Origin of the sequence: Streptomyces sp. NPDC019443 (genome assembly GCF_044389785.1) — a bacterium.
GTDB lineage: Bacteria > Actinomycetota > Actinomycetes > Streptomycetales > Streptomycetaceae > Streptomyces.
Genome location: NZ_JBIRYJ010000016.1, coordinates 109,794 through 131,038 on the forward strand (window position 1 = coordinate 109,794; position 21,245 = coordinate 131,038).

A 21,245-nucleotide genomic window follows, 5' to 3' on the forward strand; every position below is an offset into this window, starting at 1 on the left:
GGTCGGCCCGTAGGCGTCATTCCCGATCCGCCTCAGCGCGGCGCGCCAGCTCGACGGCCCGCGCAGGGTCGGGAGTGGGCACTCCATCCAGCTCGTACGGCATCACCGTGTCGAGCAGCGGGAGCAAGCCGAGAAGTTCTTCCCACTCGGAATGGCACGCCGGGCACTGGTCCAGGTGCATCCCCAGACTCTCCTGCTCCGGCTCCTCGAGGGTGCCAAGCACCTGCGCAGCGAGGGCGGTACGGGCGTGCTCGCATTCCACAGGACCCTCCGAAACAGATCGGTCCAGCCGTCGCACGGCCGGTATGGCGGCTTTCTGCTGTGGGTGACGCCGGAGTTCCTCCTACTCTACGGGCTGCGCGTGCGGCACCGTCCCGGTACGTGAATGGGGCGGTCGCCCCGCCCCGTCTTCCGTACGCATGCGGGAATCGTCCCGGCGGGTGTGCGGACCGTCCTTCACAGAGAAGTTGTTGCAAGAGGTGTTCACGTCGACGGGTCGGTAGTCGGACATCCGCGCAGGCAGCGTCCCCGTGATGCTCTCCACGACGGAACGGCAGTTCGGGTTCACCGGGACGTGTCCGCGGGCCGGTGGCCGTTTGACTTCTTGATTCGTACGGCTCAGCAAGCACGACGGGCCGGGCGTAGCCCACCGGCCCGGCGACCGTCGTGGCATGAGGACTCAGGTCGGTCGTCGGGAACGGATGGTCGACCTGGTCGATCCGACCGCGAAGATGCTTGCCCCTGTTGAACGCGCCGGCTGGGAGCTACCGCGATGATTGCTCCACCCGCAGGCGCCTGGCCAGTTCGTGCAGCGAAAGGACGAGGCCGTCGTACTGCGCCGGTGAGTAGTGGAGTGCCAGGGCCTTCCGGGCCGACTCCGCGACGCCACGCCCTCGATCACGCAAGGCGTTCCCTGCTTCGGTGCTGGACACCTTCACCTGGCGTCCATCGCTCTGGCTGCGCCGTCTGTCAACGATTCCCGCGTCCTCCAGGCGATTGAGAAGGGGGGACAGCGTGCCGGAGTCAAGACTGAGCGCCTCGCCCAGGTCCTTGACGGTGACCGGACCCCGCTCCCAGAGCACCAGCATGACCAAGTACTGCGGATACGTGAGTCCAAGCTCAGCCAGGAGCGGACGATAGTGGGTGCCTGATGCCCGTGCCGCCAGATACAGGGCGAAGCAGAGCTCGTCCTGGAGCAGGGCACTCTCGGCCTCATGTGCCGCTGGCGGCCGGGTCAGTGCCATTGGGCGTTCCTCACTTTGCCGCTCCCCCGCAGTCGCGGGCCTGAATGTGTCTACGACATGGGGCACATATCGGTTCAGCACCTGCTCCGGCTCCATCGTTCGTCACCCGCAGGCGGCGGGGATGCGGATCGTGGCAGCCGCGTTCGCGCAGGCGGCCGGGGCCCTCTCCGGAAGCGGCTCGGTTGTGTGTGCGGACGCGCGCCGAAGCGACCCGATGAGCATGGCCGACGCGGCCGTGGAGACAAGGGCGACGAGGGCGGCGTACAGGTGGGCCGCTGTCCGCAGCCCGTACAGCTCCGTGAGGACGCCTGCCCCTACCGCCGGCAGGCTCATCGCCACGTAGCTGAGTACGTAGTACGCGGCAAGGGTTGCGCTCCGGTCCGGTCGCGGAACCGGAGCGAGAACCATGCGCAGCGAGCCCTGCGACACCGCGCCGAAGGCGACACCGGCCAGGACGGCCGCGGTGAATACGGCAGGCAGGCTCTTCAAGTCCATGCCGATCAGGGACAGTGCGACGGCGACGGGGATCGCGGCACTGCCGAGGAGCGCGGCGTTCACGGGGCGCAGACCGCGAGTGGCCCAGACCGTGAGGGCCGCGGACAGGCTCAGGGTGAAGAAGGCCATGCCTCCCGCCGCCTTTGGGGCGTCGGGGGCTAGGAAGCGGACGAAGGCCGGGCCGAGGGACGAGTAGAACCCGCCCAGTGCCCATACGGCGACGACGCCCCCGCCGCTGAGCAGGAGGGCCCGGCGGGCGGCAGGCGACACAGCGACGCGCGGACGCAGGGAGCGCCACGCCCCGGGGTGAGGGCGGGCCGTCTCGGGAAAGAGAAGGACAGCGACGGCCTGCGCGGTGAACACGAGCATCAACGAGAGGTACACCGTGACGGTGGGGCCGGGCGCGTAGCGTATGAGCAGCGTGGCCGTCAGAACCCCAGCGGCCATGCCGGCCGCGGGTGCGATGCTGTTGGTCAGTGCGGAGCGGCCGGGATGCCCCGGCTCGTCGAGATCCACGAGCGCGGCGCCCGCCGCACTGGTGGCCGCGCCGGTGGCGAGTCCTTGAAGGATGCGGGCGGCGATGAGCGCATCCATGCCGTCGGCAGCCGCGAAGGCTGCCATCGAGGCGGCTTCCAGGGCCAGCGCGCCCACCAGGACGGGACGCCGCCCGACATGTTCTGACAGTGCTCCGGTGGTGAGCAGGGCTGCCAGTAGCGCCAGGGTGTACGCACTGAAGACCACCGTCACGGCCAGCGCGGACAGTTCCCATCGGTCCTGGTAGAGGGGGTAGAGGGGAGTGGGCGCACTGGAGGCTGCCAGCAGGGTGATCAGGATCGATGAATCCAGCGCGAACGGCAGGCGCTTCGCCATGTCGGTGCGTTCCACCAGTGCGCCCGTGGACGCGCTGCTCATAGGACTCTCCTCACTTAAAGCAGTTGGTTTGCTTTAAGCACCCTACGCCCCACTTACCACTAAGGCAACTAATTCGCTTTAGCGACTCGATGCCGGAGGGCGCGCGACCACGCCCGGCGCCGTCGGCCGGGCAGCACGGGAATCCACGGCCGAGTGGGGGGCGGATCACACGTCGACGCAGCCGCGGGCCGTCGGCGCCGAACAGGCCGCAGCACCGCGAGGATTGCTACACCCAGATGCCGGCGAGCTGCTCCGCGAGCGCCTCGGCGCACCCCTGCAGCATCCTCTCGCCCTTGGCCTGCGAGGCCGTGCGAGCGTCACCGGCGACGCCTGACTCGGTGACGGCGTCGAAAGGGATGGATCGGTAGACGGGGCGGGCGTCGTCGGCCTGCAGCGATATGGCCGGACCCACCGCCTGGCTCAGCATCTCCTCACGGACCAGATGCGCAAACGCCGCCATGGCCAGGGACGTCTCCCCCTCGAAGGCGTGCATGAGGTGCTGCTGCGTCTCCAGGGTGTCCCGGATCACCTCACGTCCGGTCGTGAAGTAACTGGTGACGGCGATGGACGCGGACAGCTCGGCCGTCAGTTCGTTCACCAGGGCGTGCAAGGCGGTGACGTTGCCGCCGTGGCCGTTGACGAGAAGGATCCGGCGGAAACCGGCGCGCAAGATGGACCGGCACACGTCCCTCAGCAACGCATGAAGGGTTGACAGCGAGAGGGTCATGGTGCCACCGAAGGCCATGTGGTGTTCGGCCAGGCCGCACCAGATGGACGGAGCCACGACGACGGGAATGCGGTCGGCGGCTGCGCTCGCCGCCCTGCGGCACACCTCCGCGGCCAGGAAGTCATCGACACCGGTGGGCAGGTGCGCCCCATGCTGCTCGGTGGATCCGATGGGCAGCAGGACGACGGCACCCTGGGAGGCCAGAGCGCGGAGCTCCGGAGCGGTCAATCGGTTCCATCGGGTCTCGGTCACGGGCCTGGCGCCTTTCGTCAACGGGAAGGCCGAGGCGGTCGCGGCCACCGGACAGTGCATTAAAGCCAACACTTCGCCTTAGTGAGACTAAGGTGACACTCCTCAAGACGCAAGAACTTTGCTTTAAGCTGGTCCCATGAGTCGCAAGACAATGGTCCGCCCCGGCGGGCGCAGCGCCCGCGTCCAGGCGGCGGTCCACGCCGCAGTGCGTGAACTCCAGGAAGAAGTGGGCCGCCCGGAGCTGACCGTTCCGCTGGTCGCCGCCCGTGCCGGCGTCACTCCGTCAACGATCTACCGCCGCTGGGGCGACCTGCAGGAGCTGCTGTCGGACGTCGCAGTCGAGCACCTGCGCCCGGACGCCGAGCCGGAGGACCACGGAAGCCTGTCGGCGGACCTGCAGAACTGGGCCGCACAGTTCCTCGAAGAGATGGGCTCTGCTGTGGGCCGGGCGTACATCCGCGACGCTCTGCTCGGGGACCCTGACGGCGACAACGCATGCCAGTGCTCGGAATACGCAGGGGACCAGATCGAGACCATCCTCGCCCGGGCGGCGGAGCGCGGCGAAGCCACTCCGGACGTGGAGACGGTCATCGACCGGGTCGTGGCACCGATGATGTACCGCATCCTCTTCCGTCCCAGCGGCCTGACTGACGCCTACGCACGCCGGCTGGCACGGGAAGCGCTGGAGGGATTCGGCCCGTCCCGCTGACCGGCCGCAATCCCGGTCCGATGCCGTCGATCCCCGCTCATGCGGCCGTGAGGGCTGCGTACATGGCAGAGGCCTCACCAGCCGCCGTGCTGAGGGGCGCCCTGGCTCATCTCGGTGATCGTCGTTCCCTTCAGCTCGCTGCGCCACAGGAGGTCGGTGAGGCGGTCGACGCCGCTGGTGAGGTGTCTGCGGTAGGTACTGAACGGCAGTCCGAGGCGTTCGGCAGCGGCCTCCTGGGTGGGGGTTCCCGCGAGGTAGGTGGTGGTGAGGGCACGGTGGTGCTTGTCTCCCGAGCGCCCTTCCCTGAGGAGGTCGACCGCGGAGGCAAGCAGCTCGGGGAGGGTCATTCCGCTGTCGGTCACCACGCGACTGCGGTTGAGGGGGTTGTCGGCGAGCGCGTCCGGATGCCGGAGGGTGCGCAGGGCGTCGCGGACCGCGGTGTCGAACTCCGGTCTGGACAGCACCACCAGTTCCTCGTGTTTCCCTCTGCGGGGCGATGTCCTGGTTCCCGAGGCGTGGGAAAGGATCGCGTTCGACCTTTCCTCCAGCCACGGGCCGACGGGCTGCGCCCGCCAGTCATGGCCGAACAGGACATAGTTGTGCTGCCCGACGCAGGGTCGTGGGGCGCAGGGCGGCATGGCGAAGTGGCGCATGTACCTGTCCCAGTGGCCGTCGTCGCGCTTGACAACGAACGTCCAGGCCAGCCGGTCACCCCGGAAGATCTCACCCAGCCCACGCCAGTGCATCAGGTCCATCGGCGCAGAGGTGCGCTGGTACAGAGGCGGATGGACGTGGAAGCGGGCCAGTGCCATGTGCTCGCCGGGCCTCAGCGGTGCTGCGGATCGTGCGTGTGCCCAGGCCGCGTCGACAATCGGGTCGGCGTCGGTGCCCAGCGGCTCCCGCAGTCTCAGCCACGCGAAGAACGCGACGATCTCGCCGGTCTCGGTGGAGCGGTAGACGCGAAACGCCTCGGGCTGCCGGTCGAGCCAGAACCCGCAGATCTTCGCGGACGCCTCGCCCTCCGAGGTTTCGGCCAGCTCCAGCACACGTCCCCGGTCGGCCGCCTCATACGGCTCGTCCTTGACATGATCCCCTTCACGCCACTTGCCGAAGTTCGCCGAGGCCTCCTTGCGGTAGAGGTAGATAAGGGCGCTGGTCGCAGGGAGCAGCTGTGCTTCGGATACGGCGCGGACCCGCTCGACGAGGTACTGGTGAACAGTTCTGTGCATGTCGGCGAATCCCTCGGGGTCGCGCCAGCGCAGATCGGCCTCGAGTGCCTCGCGGACCACGTCGTGCGGAAAGAGCCCCGCACCCGTCGACTCGATGAAGGGCTGTTCTCGCAGCCAGGCGAACAGCTCGGGCGCTTCTGCGCCCATGAGGGCACGAAGCAGCGTCTCGGAGGTGACGTGGGAATGGGCGCAGATCTCCAGGGCCCTGCGATGTACCGCGCTGGGGATGTCGTCCAGCAGCGTAGCCAGCAAGGTGGCGATGACATCGTGGCTCGGCTGCCAGCCGGACTTGACTCCCTCCTCCCGCACCGCCACCGCGGCCGCCAGCGTCAGGGCCAGGGGGTTGCCTCCGGTGAAGAACAGCACCGCCTGGTGGGCCCCAGGCGCCAGACCGCGGGCGTGCAGCAGCCGCGCGGCATCGTCGGGAGGCAGGTTCCGCAGAGACGTGACCCGCAGCAGCTCCGCCCACCCCGGGTCGGACGTCCAGCGGGCATCCGGCGCCCGGCGCCCGGCAATCACCACCACACTGCCCACCGGAAGGCCGAGCAGGAACCGCTCACACAGCCAGCCCTCCAGACCCTGGCAGCGTTCGAACGTGTCAACCAGCAGCACCAGCCCGGGTTCTCCGACCGTCTCACCAACAGCCGCGGTAAATCCCTGAGGCGTCGGTATGACCGTCCGGCCGTCCACCTCCACGACCGGACGCCCCACCCGACGGGCCTCACGCGCGAACTGACGCAGAAGAGTCGATTTACCGATTCCTCCAGGACCATGGAAATACTGCACAGAGCACGTCCCGGGCTCCCCCGCCAACGCCACCCGGAACAGCGCAAGTTCCCCAGCCCGGCCTACAAACGCCCGATCACGCGCGGCTGCCAGCACATCTCCCAGCGCACCGCCCTCGCGCTCACGCATGCCCCTCCCCCTTTTGTTGCGAACCCCCAGCTTTGTTGCGAACCCCCAGCTCACACAATATGGGCAGGCTAGCCCGGCCCGCTGTCGGACGGCTCCGCACCCTGTGAAAGCCTCCGTCGCACCGTGCGCCCTACAGGTCCCGACCCGGACGGCGGATCGCTTTTCGACGGTGAACCGCCCGCCGCCCTGCCACGTAGCAGTGGGTGCCAGGCCCCGCCGTACAGGCAGGTCAATCCCACCTCTCGGCCCTGGTCCGGGGCCCGGCGGCGTCCCCCGACGCCAGGCTCCGGAGGCAGGGCCCCGGGAAGACGTCCCTAACCCGCGGGGCAGACCGGGCGTACCGCAGTCGTCCCGCGCGACCGGACCGGGCACCACGGCCCGGGGTCGGCCGGGCACCGGGAGGCCAAGCATCCGTCAGGACCTCGCGTCCCACCGTTCGGGCTCTCCCGGCGTCGCCCCGCCGCGGCCTTCGAGGGATCGCGGCCGCAGAACCCCGGCTGGTGAACCCAAGGGGCCGCACCACCGTGGCAAGCGTCGCGAAGCCCCGGTCTACGCCTCTCCCTGAGGCCGAGCAGCCGGACAGAGTAGGAAGTTTTCCTCCATGCAGATCAATTACTCCGCGATAATGATCGCGGTCGTCGTGATCGCTCTCGCGGTCACCATCCTCGCCCGAGGGCGTTGGAACGGGCCAGTGTGGCTGGTCGTCCTCGGGGCAGTCCTGGCCTACCCCATCTCTCACCCGCTCATGGACCGGGTCGAGGGTGCTCCGGACGGCTGGCTCCGCTGGGCCTTCCAGATCTCTTGCGGCCTGCTCCTCACGACACTGGCCAGCCCTGCGGTCCACTGGTGGCGGGCACGCGGCGCCAAGGCCCCGGCGCCCACAACGACTGCGGTGTCCCCGCCGGCCAGCCCCTCGGCGGAGCCACCCATCACCTGAGTCCCGCCGTCAGGGGTCGGCTTCGTACGTGTCAGGCCGTGGGAGCCTGGCCGTCAGCGGTTACCGGCTCCAGCCGGTAGGCGTTTCCACGGGTGACCACGCGGCCGGCGGTCGGCGAGGGGAAGTGGGTGCCGAGGACGAGGGTCCCGGTGTCGGCAAGCGAGGCGAGCAGCGAGCGGCGGGTCGCTTCGGCCTGAACGGGGTCGATGTCGACGCAGCTGCCAATGCCCGGATGCGCCAGCTGAACCGGGTGATGAATGCAGTCCCCGGTGATCAGGGCCGCGGCGTCACCACTGCCCACCTCCACGGCAACGTGACCGGGGGTGTGTCCCGGGGTCGGCACCAGGCGCAGACCGGCGGCGATGTCGGCTCCCTCGGCCGGCACATCGACGAGTTCGAGCAGGCCTGCCTCCTCGATCGGGTACACGGAGTCGCGGAACATGGCGCGCCGTGCTTCCTCCATGGCGTACCCGGCCCAGAAGTCGTATTCGGCCTTCGCCGTGAGGTAGCGGGCGTTGGGGAACGTGGGCACCCACTGGCCGTCCACCGCTTGCGTGTTCCAGCCGACGTGGTCGGTGTGCAGATGGGTCAGCACCACCAAGTCAATGGATTCCGGGGTGAATCCGGCGTCCGCGAGGCGCGCGAGGTAGTCGGTGCGGAGGTCGTGCCATGCCGGGTTCGCCCGTGCCTTGCCGTTGCCGATACCGGTGTCGACAAGGACGCGCAGACCGTCCACGACCAGCGCGAAACTGTGGCTGTCGATCTGCAGGATGCCGTCATGGTCCGCGAAGTCGGGCCGGAGCCAGTCCTGCCCGGCGACAACGTCCGCAGTGGCGGCAGGCAGCAGCCAGGGGCCTGTCTGCCGCGGCAGGAGGATCTCGTCGATCCGGTGGACGGTGATGTCGCCGACGGTCCAGGACGGGACGGTGGCGGGCGGGGCAGCCTCGGTGAGCTGTGCTGTGCGCATGTGTGGTGCTTCCTTCGTCTACAGAGAGCGGATGCCCTGCGCGGAAACGGCACAGGGGCTGGACGGCTGCACGGGAGGAGGACACAGGTGGAGGGGAGGGCGCTGCCGCCGTACTCCGGCGAGAGGGAGGCCTCGGCCGGAGCGTGCGCAACAGGCGGCTTCTCGTAGCCCGTACAGCGTGTGTGGGTGCGCCCCGGGGCTCGAAGGACTGGTCATGGCCCTCTTCCCGGCAAAAGCTATCGGTTTGCTTTAAGCGACTGTAGGCTCTATCGTCAGCTAACGCAAGCCGTTAGCTTTAGTTCGGGGCGGCAGTCGTTCCGCCCCTCAGCCCGATCAGGAAGGCCGCACATGTCCGCCGCTGACCTCACACCGCCAGAGGCGGCCCGCTGGGCCGCACGGTCCGGGCTCCTGCTGCCACACGAGCGCCACTCCGCGGTGGCAGCCACCGCCGACCACATCCACTCCGTCGTCTCCGTCCTGCGCGAGCTGGACTTCAGCGACACACCGCCGTCCGCCGCGTACTGCGCGGGAGGGGAGCAGCACGATGCAGCCGTATGAACTCTCCGTTGCCGATGCGGCCGAGGCCGTGTGCGCCCGGCAGGTGTCCCCGGTCGAGCTGGTGGACTCGGTGCTGGAGCGCATCGAACAGGTCGAACCGCGCCTGCAGGCCTACACGATGGTGACGGCTGACCACGCCCGGGACGCGGCGAGGCGTGCGGCGGGCGAGGTCGCCGCCGACGGCACGAGGGGACCTCTGCACGGCATTCCCGCAGGGTTGAAGGACTTGATCGACGTGGCAGGGATGGCGACCACCGCCAGCTCCCAGGTGCGCGCAGATCACCTGGCGGAAACGGACAGCGCGGTCGCCGCGCGACTCGCCGCAGCGGGCGCGGCGTTCGTCGGCAAGACGCATACGCACGAATTCGCCTACGGCCTGACCACGCCACAGACCAACAACGCCTGGGACCAGGGCCGGGTGGCCGGCGGCTCCAGCGGTGGATCGGCCGTCGCCGTGGCCGCCGGTGCGGCGACCTTCGCGCTGGGTACCGACACCGGGGGGTCGATCCGGGTGCCCGCCGCGCTGAACGGGGTCGTCGGCCTGAAGCCGACGTACGGACTGGTCTCCCGGCACGGCGTGACCTCGCTGGCATGGTCGCTCGATCATGTGGGGCCCATCACGCGTACGGTGGAGGACGCCGCGCTGGTGCTGGCCGCCCTGGTGGGCCACGACCCGCGCGATCCGGCCTCCGTTCCGGCCCCGCCCGTGGAGTACCGGCCAGGCCCCGGCACTGATCTGACAGGGCTTCGGGTCGGCGTGCCGGGCAACTACTACTTCGAACGGGTGGACCCCGAGGTCGAAGCCGCGGTACGGGACGCCATCGGCCAGCTGGAGGCCCTCGGCGCGCGGCTCGTCGAGGTCGAGATCCCGATGACGCGCTACATCCAGGCCACCCAGTGGGGGCTGATGGTGCCCGAGGCCTCCGCCTACCACGAGCGGACGCTGCGGGCGATGCCCGATCTGTACGCGGCGGACGTCCGCATCCTCCTGGAGGCGGGCGAGCTCATGAGCGCCGGGGACTACCTGCGCGCCCAGCGCGCCCGCACCCTCATGCGGCAGGCCTGGCAGCAGATGCTGGACACGGTCGACGTGATCGCCGCCCCGACCGTGCCCCTCACCGCCGTCAAAGTCGGCCAGGACACCGTGACCTGGGGCGACGGCAGTATGGAGAGCGTCTCCGACGCGTATGTGCGGCTGTCGGCCCCGGCCAACATCACCGGGGTGCCCTCGCTGACCGTGCCGGTCGGGCGGGACTCGGAGGGGATGCCGATTGGCATGCAGCTCATGGGCAGGCCTCTGGGCGAGGCCGCAGTGCTGCGAGTAGGGCACGCCTACGAGCAGACCGGCGCCGCCCGCGACCTGGCGCCGGCAGCGTAAGAGCCCTCGTTGGTGTGCCGACCTGCCCGCCCCGGGCAAGCCGGGCTCACAGCTGCCGCCGGGACCAGCGCCCGGCAAGTCCGCAAGCAGCCCGGCGCAGCCACCGCACGCCTTCATCGTCCTCGAAGGAGGAGGCGATCAGCCACGAAGCGATGCCTTGGTCGATCCGCGGCAGCCGTCGCCGGGGGGCTGAAGATCCTAGGAGCAATGCCGACCGCTCATTCGTCAGGGCCCCGTGACGCTGAGGCGGCTGAAACGAGCATGTTCCCTTCCCTCAAGGCAGTGAGGGTCGTCCTGCGTGTCACCGGGGGCAACCCGGCAATTCACTCGAACCTCAAGTCCCCCCACCCCGTAGGTCCGTGCAGGGCAGGACGCACCGAGGGAAACGGTGCCATGTCCATGGCCGACGCCCTGCCGTAAGGCGGCTCGGCGGCCAGGCCGTCGCCGACACCCGACCAGGGACGAGAGCAGTGAAGCGCAGAGCAGACATCGAGGCGCCGGGTGCGGCAAGCGGCCTTTGGTGCGGCCTTCTGGGACCACTGACGATCAGGCGAGAAGGGACGGTGCTGGATCTCGGGCCGCCCAAGCGCCGCGTGCTCACCGTGCGCCTGCTCCTGGAGGAGGGGCGCCCCGTCTCCACCGATCGCCTGTGCGAGGACTTGTGGGCGGGACGCCCGCCATCGCGGGCGGTCGCCTCCCTGCAGGCCCACATCAGTAGGCTGCGCGCCGTACTGGAACCGGGCAGGCCGCCTCACGGCAAGTCGGGTTTGCTCGTGCGCGAGTCCCACGGATACGCTCTGCGCATTCCCTCCGAAGCGCGCGACACCGTCCGCTTCGAGCGGGGGGTCGCCCGGGCAGGCCGCTCCCTGTCGGCCGGGAGAGTGAGCGAGGCCCGTCGGGAGATCGAGCACGCCCTGTCCCTGTGGCGGGGCGCGGCCCTGGAGGACGCCCGGGACCACCTCTTCGCCGCGCGGCAGGCCGCCCAGTTGGAGGAGGGCCGGGTCGCCGCTGAAGAGCTGCGTATCTGCACCCTGATGCACGACGGCGACGTGAACCATGCCGTCAGCGCGGCCGAGGCGCTCACGGCGCAGTATCCGCTCAGGGAGGTGGCGTGGGGCCTGCTGCTGTGCGCCCTCTACCTCACGGGCCGTCACGCCGACGCCCTGGCGCGCTTCGAGGAACTGCGCAAGCACCTGTCCGAGGAGCTTGGCCTCCGGCCGAGCCCCTCGGTGAGCAGCTTGCAGCAGGCGATCCTCCGCCACGACCTCGGATTCATCCAGCATTCCTCCCGGTCCATCGTCACCGCGGGATACGACAGCCACTACACGCCTCGGGTGCCGCGCATCGGCGTCACGGGTAGCGGCGGCAGTCGGTCGGCCCGGCTGCCGGGACCGGCCGACGCCACGACGCCGGAACGCGGCGCAGCCGAGCCCGCTCCCTACCTTGCTCCCCCACAGATACGGTCGGCCCTGAGCCCGGCACAACTTCCTGCGGCCCCCGCGTACTTCACCGGGCGCCGGACCGAACTCGACGCGCTCGCAGAGCTGCTGCCCAAGCCCTCCGATCACGGAGCCGTGGACGCAACCGCCGCCCCGGTCACCGTCATCGGAGGGGCACCCGGCATCGGCAAGACCACGCTCGCGCTGCGTTTCGCCCATCGGATCGCCGAGCGCTTCCCCGACGGACAGCTCTTCGCCGACCTGCGCGGTTTTGACCCGAGCGATCGCGCCGCCGAACCCGCCGAGATCCTCCAGAAGTTCCTGACCTCGCTGGGCGTGCCCTCCGGGGCGGTTCCGTCCTGCACCACCGCTCGGACCGCCCTGCTGCGGACGCTGCTGTCCCGGCGGCGCGTCCTGTTCGTCCTGGACAACGCCCGCGACGAGGAACAGGTCCGGCCCCTGCTGCCCGGGGCCTCCGGCTGCATGGTGCTGGTCACCAGCCGCAACCAGCTGCAGGGCCTCGTCACCATGGAGGGCGCCGCAGCACTGACCCTGGACGCCCCGCCGATGGAAGACGGCCGGGCCGTCCTGGCCAGGCGCCTGGGATCGCGGCGGGTCGAGGCCGAACCGCAAGCTGTCGAGGACATCATCAACCTCTGCGGCAGGCTGCCGCTCGCCCTGGCCATCGCCGCCGCACGCGCGACACTGCACCCGGATTTCTCGCTGCGGGCCCTCGCCGAGGAGATGCGCGCCACCGAGGGGAGCCTCGACGCCTTCATCGGCAGCGACGGCGTCGCCGACGTACGCGTCGTCTTCTCCTGGTCGTACCGCGCCCTGCCCGGGCCGTCCGCCCGGCTCTTCCGCCTGCTGGCACTGCACCCGGGACCCGAGATCTCCACCGCCGCCGCAGCGAGTCTGGCCGCGCTGCCGGCGACCACGGCACGCCGCCTGCTCACCGAGCTCACCCGCACGCGCTTGGTCAACGAGCCGTCTGTAGGTCGCTTCGTCCTCCATGACCTGCTGCGCGTCTACGCCTGGGAACTGGCCCAGGAACACGAGACGGCGGACGCCCGGTCCGCGGCCCGCACCCGCATGTACGACCACTACCTCCAGACCGCGTCGGCCGGGGGGCCCAGCCTGTGCCATACGCCACGGCCCGCGGCGTCACAGGTCTCGGCGGGAGTCGTCCGGCAGCACCTGTCGGACACGCACCAGGTCATGGTCTGGTACGCGACGGAGCAGCCGGTGCTCGAAGCCGTGCTGCGGCACGCCTCGGACGCGGGATACGACAGGCACGCCTCGCAGCTGGCCTGGCGGCTCCAGGGGTATCTGGACGCGCAGGGGCGCTCGCCGGAGGCCGCCTCGATCCTGGCCGTCGCCCTGGAGGCCGCCGAACGCGCCGACGACCGCGTTGAGCAGGCGAGGCTGCACCGGGCGCTCGCCGGATGCCGGGCGCGGTCGCACCGGTACGCGGACGCCATGTCCCACCTGGAGGAGGCATCGGACCTCCTCGAATCGGCTGACGAGCCAGTCGAACAGGCCCTCGTCCACCTCTCGTTCGCGGGCCTGCTGCATTCGGCTGGCCACAACCGCCCCGCCCTGGACAGGAGCGTGGAAGCCCTCGCCCTCGCGCGGCGTTGCTCCGACCCGGGACTGGAGGCCGACGCCTGCAACGCGGTGGGGTGGGTCCTGTCGGTACTGGGCCGCCACGAGGAGGCCCTGGCCTATTGTCTGCGGTCGGTGGCGAGCTTCCGCCGGATCGGCGGCGTGCCGCAGCGCGAGGCGTTCGCATGGGACAGCCTCGGCCACATCCACCACCACCTCGGCGACCACCGGCTGGCAGTTATGTGCTACAGAAACGCCCTGAACCTGATGGAGGCCGCCGGGGACTCCTACACCAGGGTCGGTACGTTACTGCGCCTCGGCGAAACCCATCTGCACGCAGGTGAACCGACAGCCGCAAGGACGGCCTGGGGGCTCGCGCTAAGACTCGCCGAGGAGCACCCGGAGGTGCACCGGGTCCCGGAGATCAAGGAAAAACTGGCGGGTCTGGCAGAGAGCTGACGGGGGACGCGGCCGCCGGGCGCAGGGCCGCGCGGAGTGATGAACGGTCAGCGGGCGGAAACTCCTCGAAGTCCCGGCACCAGTGAACCGACAAGGACCAGTCCACGTTGCATGGGTGGTATGCGGGGGTCGACAGACGCAGGAGTGATCTATGGATTGCGAGCAGCTGAAATTTGACCTTGCGGCCGAAACGCTGACCGGGCGGGACGAGCCGGACTACCCGGCACTGACGTCCCATCTCCGGGGCTGCCGTACTTGCCTGGAGGAGTACGCGGAACTGCGCGAGGTCGTCCACCTGTTGTCCGGTGTGGAGCCGCACGAATGGGACGGCGTACCCGTACCGGATCCCGGTCCGGCCGTCGTCCGGGCACGAGCCGCCTCGCCACCGGAGCAGCCCGCCGACTCGGAGCCGGGCCAGCCCGTCGGCTCCGCCCGGAAGGGCCGGCGCATGGCCTTCGCCCTCGCTGCCGCGTTCGCTGCGGGGCTGCTGGCGGGCGGCGGGGCGCTGGCCGGCCTCTCAGCGGACGAGGACCCCCGGGCCAGGACCGAGGCCGCCGGGGAGACCCTGCGGGCGGCGGACCCCAAAACCGGTGTACGCGCCGATGTCGGACTGCGCGAGAAGGGCTGGGGCACCGAGGTGTCGCTCTCCCTGGGAGGGGTGACGGGCCCGCGCACTTGCTCGCTCGTGGCGGTCTCCACGTCAGGTCGGAAGGAGGCCCTGGCGCACTGGACCGTGCCGAAGAAGGGGTACGGAGTGCCGGGCGCCCCCGACAGGCTGAATGTGACCAGCGCAAGTTCCCTTGCCTCAGGCGACATCGCGGCGTTCGAGGTCCTGACGCCCGACGGCGACAGGCTGGTCCGGGTCGCCCGCCGGGCCTAGAAGGCCAATGAAGATCTTAATTGTTGGAGGGGCGTCCCGGCAGGGGCGCCCCCCGCTCGAGGTGCAGGGCCCCGAGGCGATGCGGCGGGCGGTGCCGAGATGGTTCACGCTATCTGCGTACGCAGCGGCACCCCGTTCCCCTGAGTCCGCGGCCGGTCAGCCAGCGCACCCTGGAGTGACCAAACCCGTCTCGTATGCCACCACCACGGCCTGCGCCCTGCTGCCCAGGTCCAGTTTGGTCATCGTGCGATTGAGGTGCGTCTTGACAGTCGCCTCGCTGATGAACAGCTCGCCGGCGATCTCCAGGTTGGACAGACCTCTGGCGGTCAGCCTCAGCACCTCCACCTCGCGCGCGGTCAACGCCCCCAGATCGGGCGGCGGTTCGTCCGTTCTCCCGGCGTTTCCGGCCCGTTGGGCGAACGCCTCCACCAGGCGGCGCGTGACGCTGGGCGCGAAGAGCGCGTCTCCCCCGCCGACCGCCGCCACCGCGGCGAGCAGCCGCTCGGGCCCCGAGTCCTTGAGCAGAAAGCCGCAGGCACCGGCACGCAAGGCGCCGTAGACATACTCGTCCAGGTCGAAGGTGGTCAGGACGAGGACCCGGGGCAGCGGGTCCGGCGCGTCGGCGAGGATCTTCTCGGTGGCCGCGACGCCGCTCATGCCGGGCATCCGGATGTCCATCAGGATCACGTCGGGACGGGTAAGTGCGGCCAGGGCGACGGCCTCCTCGCCGTCGCCCGCCTCGCCGACCACCTCGATGCCGGGTGCCGCGCGCAGCAGCCCCACCAGTCCGGCGCGGATCAGGAACTGGTCGTCGACGACGAGCACGCTGGTCATCCCGACGTGTCTCCTCCCTCGCGTACGGCCTGCGTGGAGGTGGGCAGGGTCAGACGCACCGCGAACCCCCCCTCGCTCCGCGGGCCGATGTCGACCCGCCCGCCGTAGAGCTTGGCCCGCTCACGCATGCCGATCAACCCATGCCCGCTGCCCGGCCGAACCTTGTCCGGAATCACCCCCTGTCCGTCGTCCGCGACGGTCACCTCCAACTGGCGTGGCTCATAGCGCAGTTCCACGCTCGCGCTGGCTCCGGGCGCATGCTTCAGTACGTTGGTCAGCGCCTCCTGCACGACGCGGTACGCGCACAGGTCGACGCCGGGCGCGAGCGGGCGGGCCATGCCCTCGATCCGCAGGTCGACCCACACGCCACCGGACCGTACGCGCTCGACCATCTCCCCCAGACGCGCGAGGCCCGGCATGGGCGTGGCCGGAACGCCGTCCTCGTCCGAGGCCCGCAACACCCATAGCATGCGGCGGAGTTCATCGAGGGCCTCCGCGCTGGTGCCGGAGATCGTGGAGAGCGCGGTACGCGCCGTGTCGCGGTCCGAGTCGAAGACGAATCCGGCCAGGCCCGCCTGCACCGATATAACCGACATGTGGTGAGCCACCACATCGTGCAGCTCGCGCGCGATCCTGCCGCGCTCCTCGGCCACTTCTCGGCGGGCCCGTTCGGCCTGCTCCTCGCGGAGCCTGCGGGCAAGTTCGGCGGCACGGCGGGCGGTGACGCCGAAGCGCCACAGCACGGCGGGGAAGACGAGGGCCTGGCCGACGACGGACGGCATGGAGTCGCTGTGGCTGACCACTCCCGCGTAGATCCAGATCCCGGCCATCGCGGCGGCGCAGGTGACGGATGTGCGTACGGGACGCAGCGACGCCACCGTATAGACGGCGAGCATCGGCCCGAAGGTGTTCACGACGGGCCAGTAGCCGACCGTGACGTAGCAGAACCACACGAGGTGGACGAAGGCGCAGACGGCGACCGGCGCCCTGCTGCGCAGCGCGAGCGGCAGATTGACCAGCCCGATGAGCGCGTACGCAGGCGCGTCGAGCGCGGACCATCCCTGGCTCGCGGCCTCCTGCCCGAGGAGCACGGCCACGCTGGTGAGCGCCACGGCAATCAGCGCGTCGGCTGCCAGGCCAACACGGCCTGGGGGGCGGATCCGCATCGCCGCAGCGTAGCCGTGGGGCGGGCGGCGGGACGTCAAACTGCCGCGGTACCACGAAAGTTGCAGGAACCGTGTACCTACTGCCGCAGGTCTGCCGGGAGTTCAACCCGTCGCCGGACGCGGCCCGGTACGGGCCGCCCGTAGCTTCTTGGACCAGCACGACGGCGCCGCGGCCGACCACCGGGCGCCACGCGGACACGGTCGACACGGGGTGCCCAACGGGGGAACCCGGCCGGTGGTCCGGGAAAGGATTCGACACGATGACGGCACGAAAGAGCCTCGCCCTGGCGACGGCCACGGTGGCGCTGGGCACCGGGCTCGCGATAGCCGCTCCGGCCGCCCAGGCAGCGCCGGCGGCGCAGAGCGCACCGAGCACCGCCGCTTCGCGGGAAGCTTCCGCCGCGAAGGCGGGCTGGCACCTGATCTGGGGCCCGAAGAGCCACAAGCCCACCAAGTACTGGGCCACGCCCGACTTCGTCCCGCGCAGCGGCACGCTCGGCGTCAACGCACGCTGCTGGAACGGCGGTGACGGCACCAAGTACAAGATCGACGTGGTGCGGACCCGCGACAAGAAGGTCGTCAAGAAGGGCGGCTGGGGCTACTGCAACGGCGGCTGGATGACGGTGAAGGCGAACGCGTCGTCCGGCACGTCGTACTACATGCGCATCTACCTGAAGGGCAAAGCACACACGATCGAGGCGAAGGCCTACTACTACCGCTGAGACGGGGACGGTCGTCGCCGAGGAACCGCGTGGCGCGACCGAAGTGCGGCCCGGTCCTCCCTTGGCGGGAGGGCCGGGCGGGCGTGTCGTCATAGTCCCGCCGTGCCCCCGCCCTTCGGGCAGACGGCGGGGCGTGACGACAGAACCCAGGTCCCCTTGTCCGCACCGGACCCGCCGGGCCAGACCGGACGGGCCCTCCGACGCTCAGGGCGGCCCGAGTACATCCGGTGCGGTCAGAGCGCGGGCGGTATCGGCGAAGTACGACTCCGGGGCCGCTTCGGCGAGGCCGAGGATGACTCCCTGACTGAGGCCGACAAGGAGTGCTCTGAGCGCGGTGGCCAGACGTTGCGCCTGCCGTGGCGTCACAGGGACCCCATGGTGCGATCTGCCGACGAACAGCGCGGTCAGGCGTTCCTCGTGGGCCCGGACGGACGCGGCGAGCCTGGTCTGCAGATCCCGGTCACGCAGGGCCGTGTCCTGCAGGCTGATCTCGAACGACAGATGTCGCAACGCGTCGGGGTCGTCGCAGACGCGCCGGTAGTAGCGGGCAAAGGCGCCGGCCGCCTCCACAAGGTTGAGTTCGGCGGGAGCGGCCTGCTCCATGCCTTCATAGTGCGGGCCGAGGTAATCGGTGACCAGTGCGGTCAGCAGGCCGTTCTTGCTGCCGAACAGCGAGTAGACGGCGCCGGTGGTCAGGCCGGCCTGTTCGGCGATCTCGTCGAGCCGGGCTCGGCGGCCGTCCCTGGCGACGACCTGGCGCGCGGCGTCGAGCAGGGCGCGGCGGTTGCGTTCCTTGGCCTCCCCTCTTGGGATTCTCATAATCTTATTATTACAGTAATGAGATTATGAGAGTTTCAGAGTTCATGAGCCGGGTGCCCGGCTATGCGATGTTCCCGTCCGTCGACGTCATGCACGCCGGGCTCGACGCGGTGGCCGCCGCCCATCCTGGCCTGGTACGGCTGCAGCGTGTGGGAACCTCGCGCCTGGGTGAACCACTGCGCGTGCTGACGGTCGGTAATGGCCCTGCGGACGCGGTCGTCATCGGTGGGCCGCATCCCAATGAGCCGGTCGGGGCCCTCACTGTCAGCGCCCTGATCGAGCTGCTGTGCCGGGACGCCGCGCTGCGGGCCGAACTGGGCCACCGCTGGCACTTCATACCGTGCGCCGATCCCGACGGCGCCAGACTCAACGAGGGCTGGTTCGGCCGTCCCGGTGATCGCCGCGCCTACGTCGAGCACTTCTACCGTCCCGATCTGGCCGACCAGGTCGAATGGACCTTCCCGCTGATCGACGAGGACTACCACTTCGACCGCACCCTGCCGGAGACGGCTGCGCTGATGCGGCTCATGGACGAGGTGGAACCGTCCCTGGTCTGCTCCCTGCACAACGGCGAGTACCAGGGGGCGTTCTTCTACCTGAACCGCGACGATGTGCCGCTCGCCGAGCGGCTGGCCGAACTGCCCGGCCTGCAAGGCCTCCCGCTGCATCACGGCGAGCCGGAACTGCCCGGCTCGAAACCGATCGCCCCGGCCGTCTACACCACTCCCAACGGAGCGCAGGTGGGCGCCGCGTTCGGGGCGGGCGGCAGCAGCGCCGACTACGCGGCCCGGTTCGGTGCCCTCCACCTGGTGACCGAGGTGCCCTACTGGGCCGACGCGCGAGTGTCCGACCAGACGGTGACCGGCCGCACCTACCAGGAGATCGCCACCGCCGGGGCGGCGGCACGGCGCGAGCTGATCGAGACGCTCCAAGCGGCCCTTGGCGCCGTCTCGGGTGACCTCACTGTGAGGTCGCCGTTCCGCCGCTCGACCGAGGCCACGCTCGAGACCTTCCGCAGGCTCGCCGAGCAGGCAGAAGCGCCTGCCGGCCTGGACCGGCAGGCCACGGTCGCGGAGGAGTTCGACAGCCGTCAGGCGGTGCATCTGCGGCGGCTCCGCCTGCTTGGCGTGTTCCTGCGCATGCTCGACGCCGAGATCGCCGCGGGCAACCCGACACCGGCCATCCGCGAACAGCACCGCCTGCTCACAGAACGGTTCGACCGCTGGTTCAGGGAAGCCGAGGCCGACTCCCCGGGCCCTTCGATCGAGATCCGCAAGCTGGTCGCGGTGCAATTGGGCGCCGTCCTGCTCGCCGCCTCCCGAGCGGCCGACGAGCCCGCCGCCCGACAGATCGCATCATGACGGGCGGAGACGTGAACGGGCTGCCGTGCAGCCGGTCCGGGCAGCTGCGGGACGGCCAGAGCCAGCATCGGCTCCGGAGGCGACGGAGCGACATGACACGACTCCGGGAATTCCCGGCCGGCCGCGACGGGCCGGCCGGGAATCGCGCCTTGGACCGTCACCGGTTCGCGTGTCGCATGATCCGGGCCAGGTGCGTCCAGCACAGGTGCGGCGCCCGGGGGCGCGGATCACCACGTATGGGCAACGTCCACGATCAGCTTGTCGCCGGACTGGAGCACCCGGAACGGCAGCCGTGCCCTCACACCGAGCCCCACCTGCGTCTGTCCTTCGAAGCTCGCCCCGAACCTGGCGTCCCGGAACGTCCTGTACCCGGCAACTTCCACGCCGGGCAACGGCTTGCCGGCCCTGCCGGCATATGTCGGGCGAAGCGTCAGCGGGTCATAGCTGGGAGCGGAGACGAGGATCTGCAGAACGGCGCCCCCGCGCACAGGTATCGGGTCACCCGAGCCGTCCTGACGGAACGCCTCGACATAACCGACGTGACGGCCCACGTTGGCCGACGCGCCCGTGACATCGAAGACCATGCGGTCGAAGCACGCGCCCCGGCTCACCGTTACGTTCCTCAGCGGCACAGCACCGGCCTCAGCGGCCGACTTCACGCCGCTTCCCCACGCGGTCGAGCATGCGGAGGCGGATGCCGTCGCCCCCCTGCCCCCCATCGCGGCGCCCGACGGCACCGCCGCGCCTGTCAGGCCCGCTCCCGCGAGCACCAGCGCCGCACTCACTGCCCATAAACGCTGCACAGCCTGCTCCCACTTTCCGCTATCGGTTACGTACCCGTACGCATAGGCATACACCCGAATTCCATCGGCAAGGACACCGATGGTGGCCGAAACCACCGATCGATGCCCATGAGCCGCTGCACCCGGATGCCCTCAGAATTCGAAGACGCCCGACCCTTCGGCATTCTTGAGGCACTCATTGGAGAAGGTCTGCTCGTAGGTCACGCGCTTGCCGCGCCATACCCCCTGCGCGGTGACGGTGACGGGGTCGTACTCCTTGGTGCAGAAACGGGGCTGGCCACGGCTGATCTCCGCCAGGCTGCTGAAGTCGCCGTTCACCTGGGTGAGGGCGGCGCAGGCGTCCTCGGCGGCCGGGTGCGTGCCGGTCGCGTCGGGCGTACAGGTGAGGGTCACGGCGCGCTCCGGAGTCGCGGTGGCGGCGTTCTCTCCGTGTGCCGTGGTCAGGACCAGCACCGAGGGCGCGTAGAGCGAGGAGGGCTCGGCGTGCGCGGTACCGGCCGTCGATCCCAGCATCGCTCCTGCGACGAGAACGCCGGCCGCAGTCCATCGAGTGGTCTTCCGCATGGTGCGCATCCTTCCTGGCTGTGCTGAATTGTGCGGGAACCGATCGGCGTTCCCGAGTTTGCCTAGCGCTCGCAGCAACGGCACGCGCACCCCATGCGTTTCAGATACCTTGCGCGTTCAATCAGTGGCCAGGACGCAACGGCGCGGAAAGAGAACTTCCCTGGCGACCGTCGACCCGCGTGCGTCCGTTTCGGGCGCGACGGCCGAATCGCCCCGGATCACATTCGGCCGGAACGGTCCCCTCCCCAGTCAATTACCGGCGTGGCTCAT

The 21,245-nt window shown here is 70.0% G+C and carries 19 protein-coding genes; 8 read left to right on the forward strand and 11 right to left on the reverse strand.

Annotation, left to right across the window (positions count from 1 at the left end):
• Positions 1-16: 16 nt before the first annotated feature.
• The 4 genes from ACH492_RS33305 to ACH492_RS33320 form a co-directional block, all read right to left on the reverse strand.
• Entirely contained in the window at positions 17-262 is a 246-nt protein-coding gene (locus tag ACH492_RS33305) for a zf-HC2 domain-containing protein (RefSeq protein ID WP_398992112.1), read from the reverse strand.
• A 502-nt stretch (positions 263-764) separates the two neighbouring features.
• Complete coding sequence (locus tag ACH492_RS33310) at positions 765-1,244, reverse strand: MarR family winged helix-turn-helix transcriptional regulator (protein ID WP_398992114.1); 480 nt, start codon at positions 1,242-1,244, stop codon at positions 765-767.
• Between the two features lie 102 nt (positions 1,245-1,346).
• Entirely contained in the window at positions 1,347-2,651 is a 1,305-nt protein-coding gene (locus ACH492_RS33315) for an MFS transporter (RefSeq protein WP_398992116.1), read from the reverse strand.
• Between the two features lie 226 nt (positions 2,652-2,877).
• Entirely contained in the window at positions 2,878-3,630 is a 753-nt protein-coding gene (locus ACH492_RS33320; RefSeq protein ID WP_398992118.1) for a creatininase family protein, read from the reverse strand.
• Between the two features lie 136 nt (positions 3,631-3,766).
• Between ACH492_RS33320 and ACH492_RS33325 the strand changes: the two genes are divergently transcribed.
• On the forward strand, positions 3,767-4,339 hold the full coding sequence (locus tag ACH492_RS33325; RefSeq protein WP_398992121.1) for a TetR/AcrR family transcriptional regulator: 573 nt from the start codon (positions 3,767-3,769) through the stop codon (positions 4,337-4,339).
• A gap of 74 nt (positions 4,340-4,413) precedes the next feature.
• Here the strand turns inward: ACH492_RS33325 and ACH492_RS33330 are convergent, their stop codons facing one another.
• The gene (locus tag ACH492_RS33330; RefSeq protein ID WP_398992123.1) at positions 4,414-6,180 is read right to left on the reverse strand and encodes an ATP-binding protein; all 1,767 of its coding nucleotides are present in this window, start codon (positions 6,178-6,180) and stop codon (positions 4,414-4,416) included.
• Between the two features lie 904 nt (positions 6,181-7,084).
• Here ACH492_RS33330 and ACH492_RS33335 point away from each other — a divergent pair.
• Entirely contained in the window at positions 7,085-7,420 is a 336-nt protein-coding gene (locus ACH492_RS33335) for a hypothetical protein (RefSeq protein ID WP_398992125.1), read from the forward strand.
• Positions 7,421-7,451: 31 nt separating this feature from the next.
• On the opposite strand, the gene ACH492_RS33340 is transcribed toward ACH492_RS33335, so the two are convergent.
• Positions 7,452-8,387 carry an MBL fold metallo-hydrolase gene (locus ACH492_RS33340; protein WP_398992126.1) on the reverse strand — a complete coding sequence of 312 codons (936 nt, stop codon included), beginning with the start codon at positions 8,385-8,387 and terminating at the stop codon, positions 7,452-7,454.
• 348 nt (positions 8,388-8,735) lie between these two features.
• On the opposite strand from ACH492_RS33340, the gene ACH492_RS33345 reads away from it, so the two are divergent.
• The 4 genes from ACH492_RS33345 (at position 8,736) to ACH492_RS33360 (ending at position 14,706) form a co-directional block, all read left to right on the forward strand.
• Entirely contained in the window at positions 8,736-8,945 is a 210-nt protein-coding gene (locus ACH492_RS33345; RefSeq protein WP_398992128.1) for a hypothetical protein, read from the forward strand.
• Positions 8,932-10,323 carry an amidase gene (locus ACH492_RS33350; RefSeq protein WP_398992130.1) on the forward strand — a complete coding sequence of 464 codons (1,392 nt, stop codon included), beginning with the start codon at positions 8,932-8,934 and terminating at the stop codon, positions 10,321-10,323. The genes ACH492_RS33345 and ACH492_RS33350 overlap by 14 nt, the downstream gene beginning before the upstream one ends.
• Positions 10,324-10,793: 470 nt before the next feature.
• Entirely contained in the window at positions 10,794-13,826 is a 3,033-nt protein-coding gene (locus tag ACH492_RS33355) for a BTAD domain-containing putative transcriptional regulator (protein WP_398992132.1), read from the forward strand.
• Between the two features lie 151 nt (positions 13,827-13,977).
• Entirely contained in the window at positions 13,978-14,706 is a 729-nt protein-coding gene (locus ACH492_RS33360) for a hypothetical protein (RefSeq protein ID WP_398992134.1), read from the forward strand.
• A 156-nt stretch (positions 14,707-14,862) separates the two neighbouring features.
• On the opposite strand, the gene ACH492_RS33365 is transcribed toward ACH492_RS33360, so the two are convergent.
• Together ACH492_RS33365 and ACH492_RS33370 are read right to left on the reverse strand one after the other, a co-directional pair.
• Positions 14,863-15,540, reverse strand: a complete 678-nt coding sequence (locus tag ACH492_RS33365; RefSeq protein WP_398992136.1) for a response regulator — start codon at positions 15,538-15,540, stop codon at positions 14,863-14,865.
• Positions 15,537-16,706: a sensor histidine kinase gene (locus tag ACH492_RS33370; RefSeq protein WP_398992138.1), complete on the reverse strand. Its 1,170-nt coding sequence runs from the start codon at positions 16,704-16,706 to the stop codon at positions 15,537-15,539. The genes ACH492_RS33365 and ACH492_RS33370 overlap by 4 nt, the downstream gene beginning before the upstream one ends.
• A gap of 260 nt (positions 16,707-16,966) precedes the next feature.
• Between ACH492_RS33370 and ACH492_RS33375 the strand changes: the two genes are divergently transcribed.
• Positions 16,967-17,428, forward strand: coding sequence for a hypothetical protein (locus tag ACH492_RS33375; protein ID WP_398992140.1), 462 nt, complete (start codon positions 16,967-16,969; stop codon positions 17,426-17,428).
• Between the two features lie 204 nt (positions 17,429-17,632).
• Here the strand turns inward: ACH492_RS33375 and ACH492_RS33380 are convergent, their stop codons facing one another.
• A complete protein-coding gene (locus tag ACH492_RS33380) occupies positions 17,633-18,247 on the reverse strand; it encodes a TetR/AcrR family transcriptional regulator (protein ID WP_398992142.1) in 615 nt (204 codons plus the stop codon).
• Positions 18,248-18,273: 26 nt separating this feature from the next.
• Between ACH492_RS33380 and ACH492_RS33385 the strand changes: the two genes are divergently transcribed.
• Positions 18,274-19,608, forward strand: coding sequence for a M14 family zinc carboxypeptidase (locus ACH492_RS33385; protein ID WP_398992144.1), 1,335 nt, complete (start codon positions 18,274-18,276; stop codon positions 19,606-19,608).
• Between the two features lie 227 nt (positions 19,609-19,835).
• Here ACH492_RS33385 and ACH492_RS33390 read toward each other — a convergent pair whose 3' ends face one another.
• Positions 19,836-20,465 carry a hypothetical protein gene (locus tag ACH492_RS33390; protein ID WP_398992146.1) on the reverse strand — a complete coding sequence of 210 codons (630 nt, stop codon included), beginning with the start codon at positions 20,463-20,465 and terminating at the stop codon, positions 19,836-19,838.
• A 78-nt stretch (positions 20,466-20,543) separates the two neighbouring features.
• Positions 20,544-20,975, reverse strand: a complete 432-nt coding sequence (locus ACH492_RS33395; protein ID WP_398992147.1) for a subtilase-type protease inhibitor — start codon at positions 20,973-20,975, stop codon at positions 20,544-20,546.
• Between the last annotated feature and the right edge of the window lie 270 nt (positions 20,976-21,245).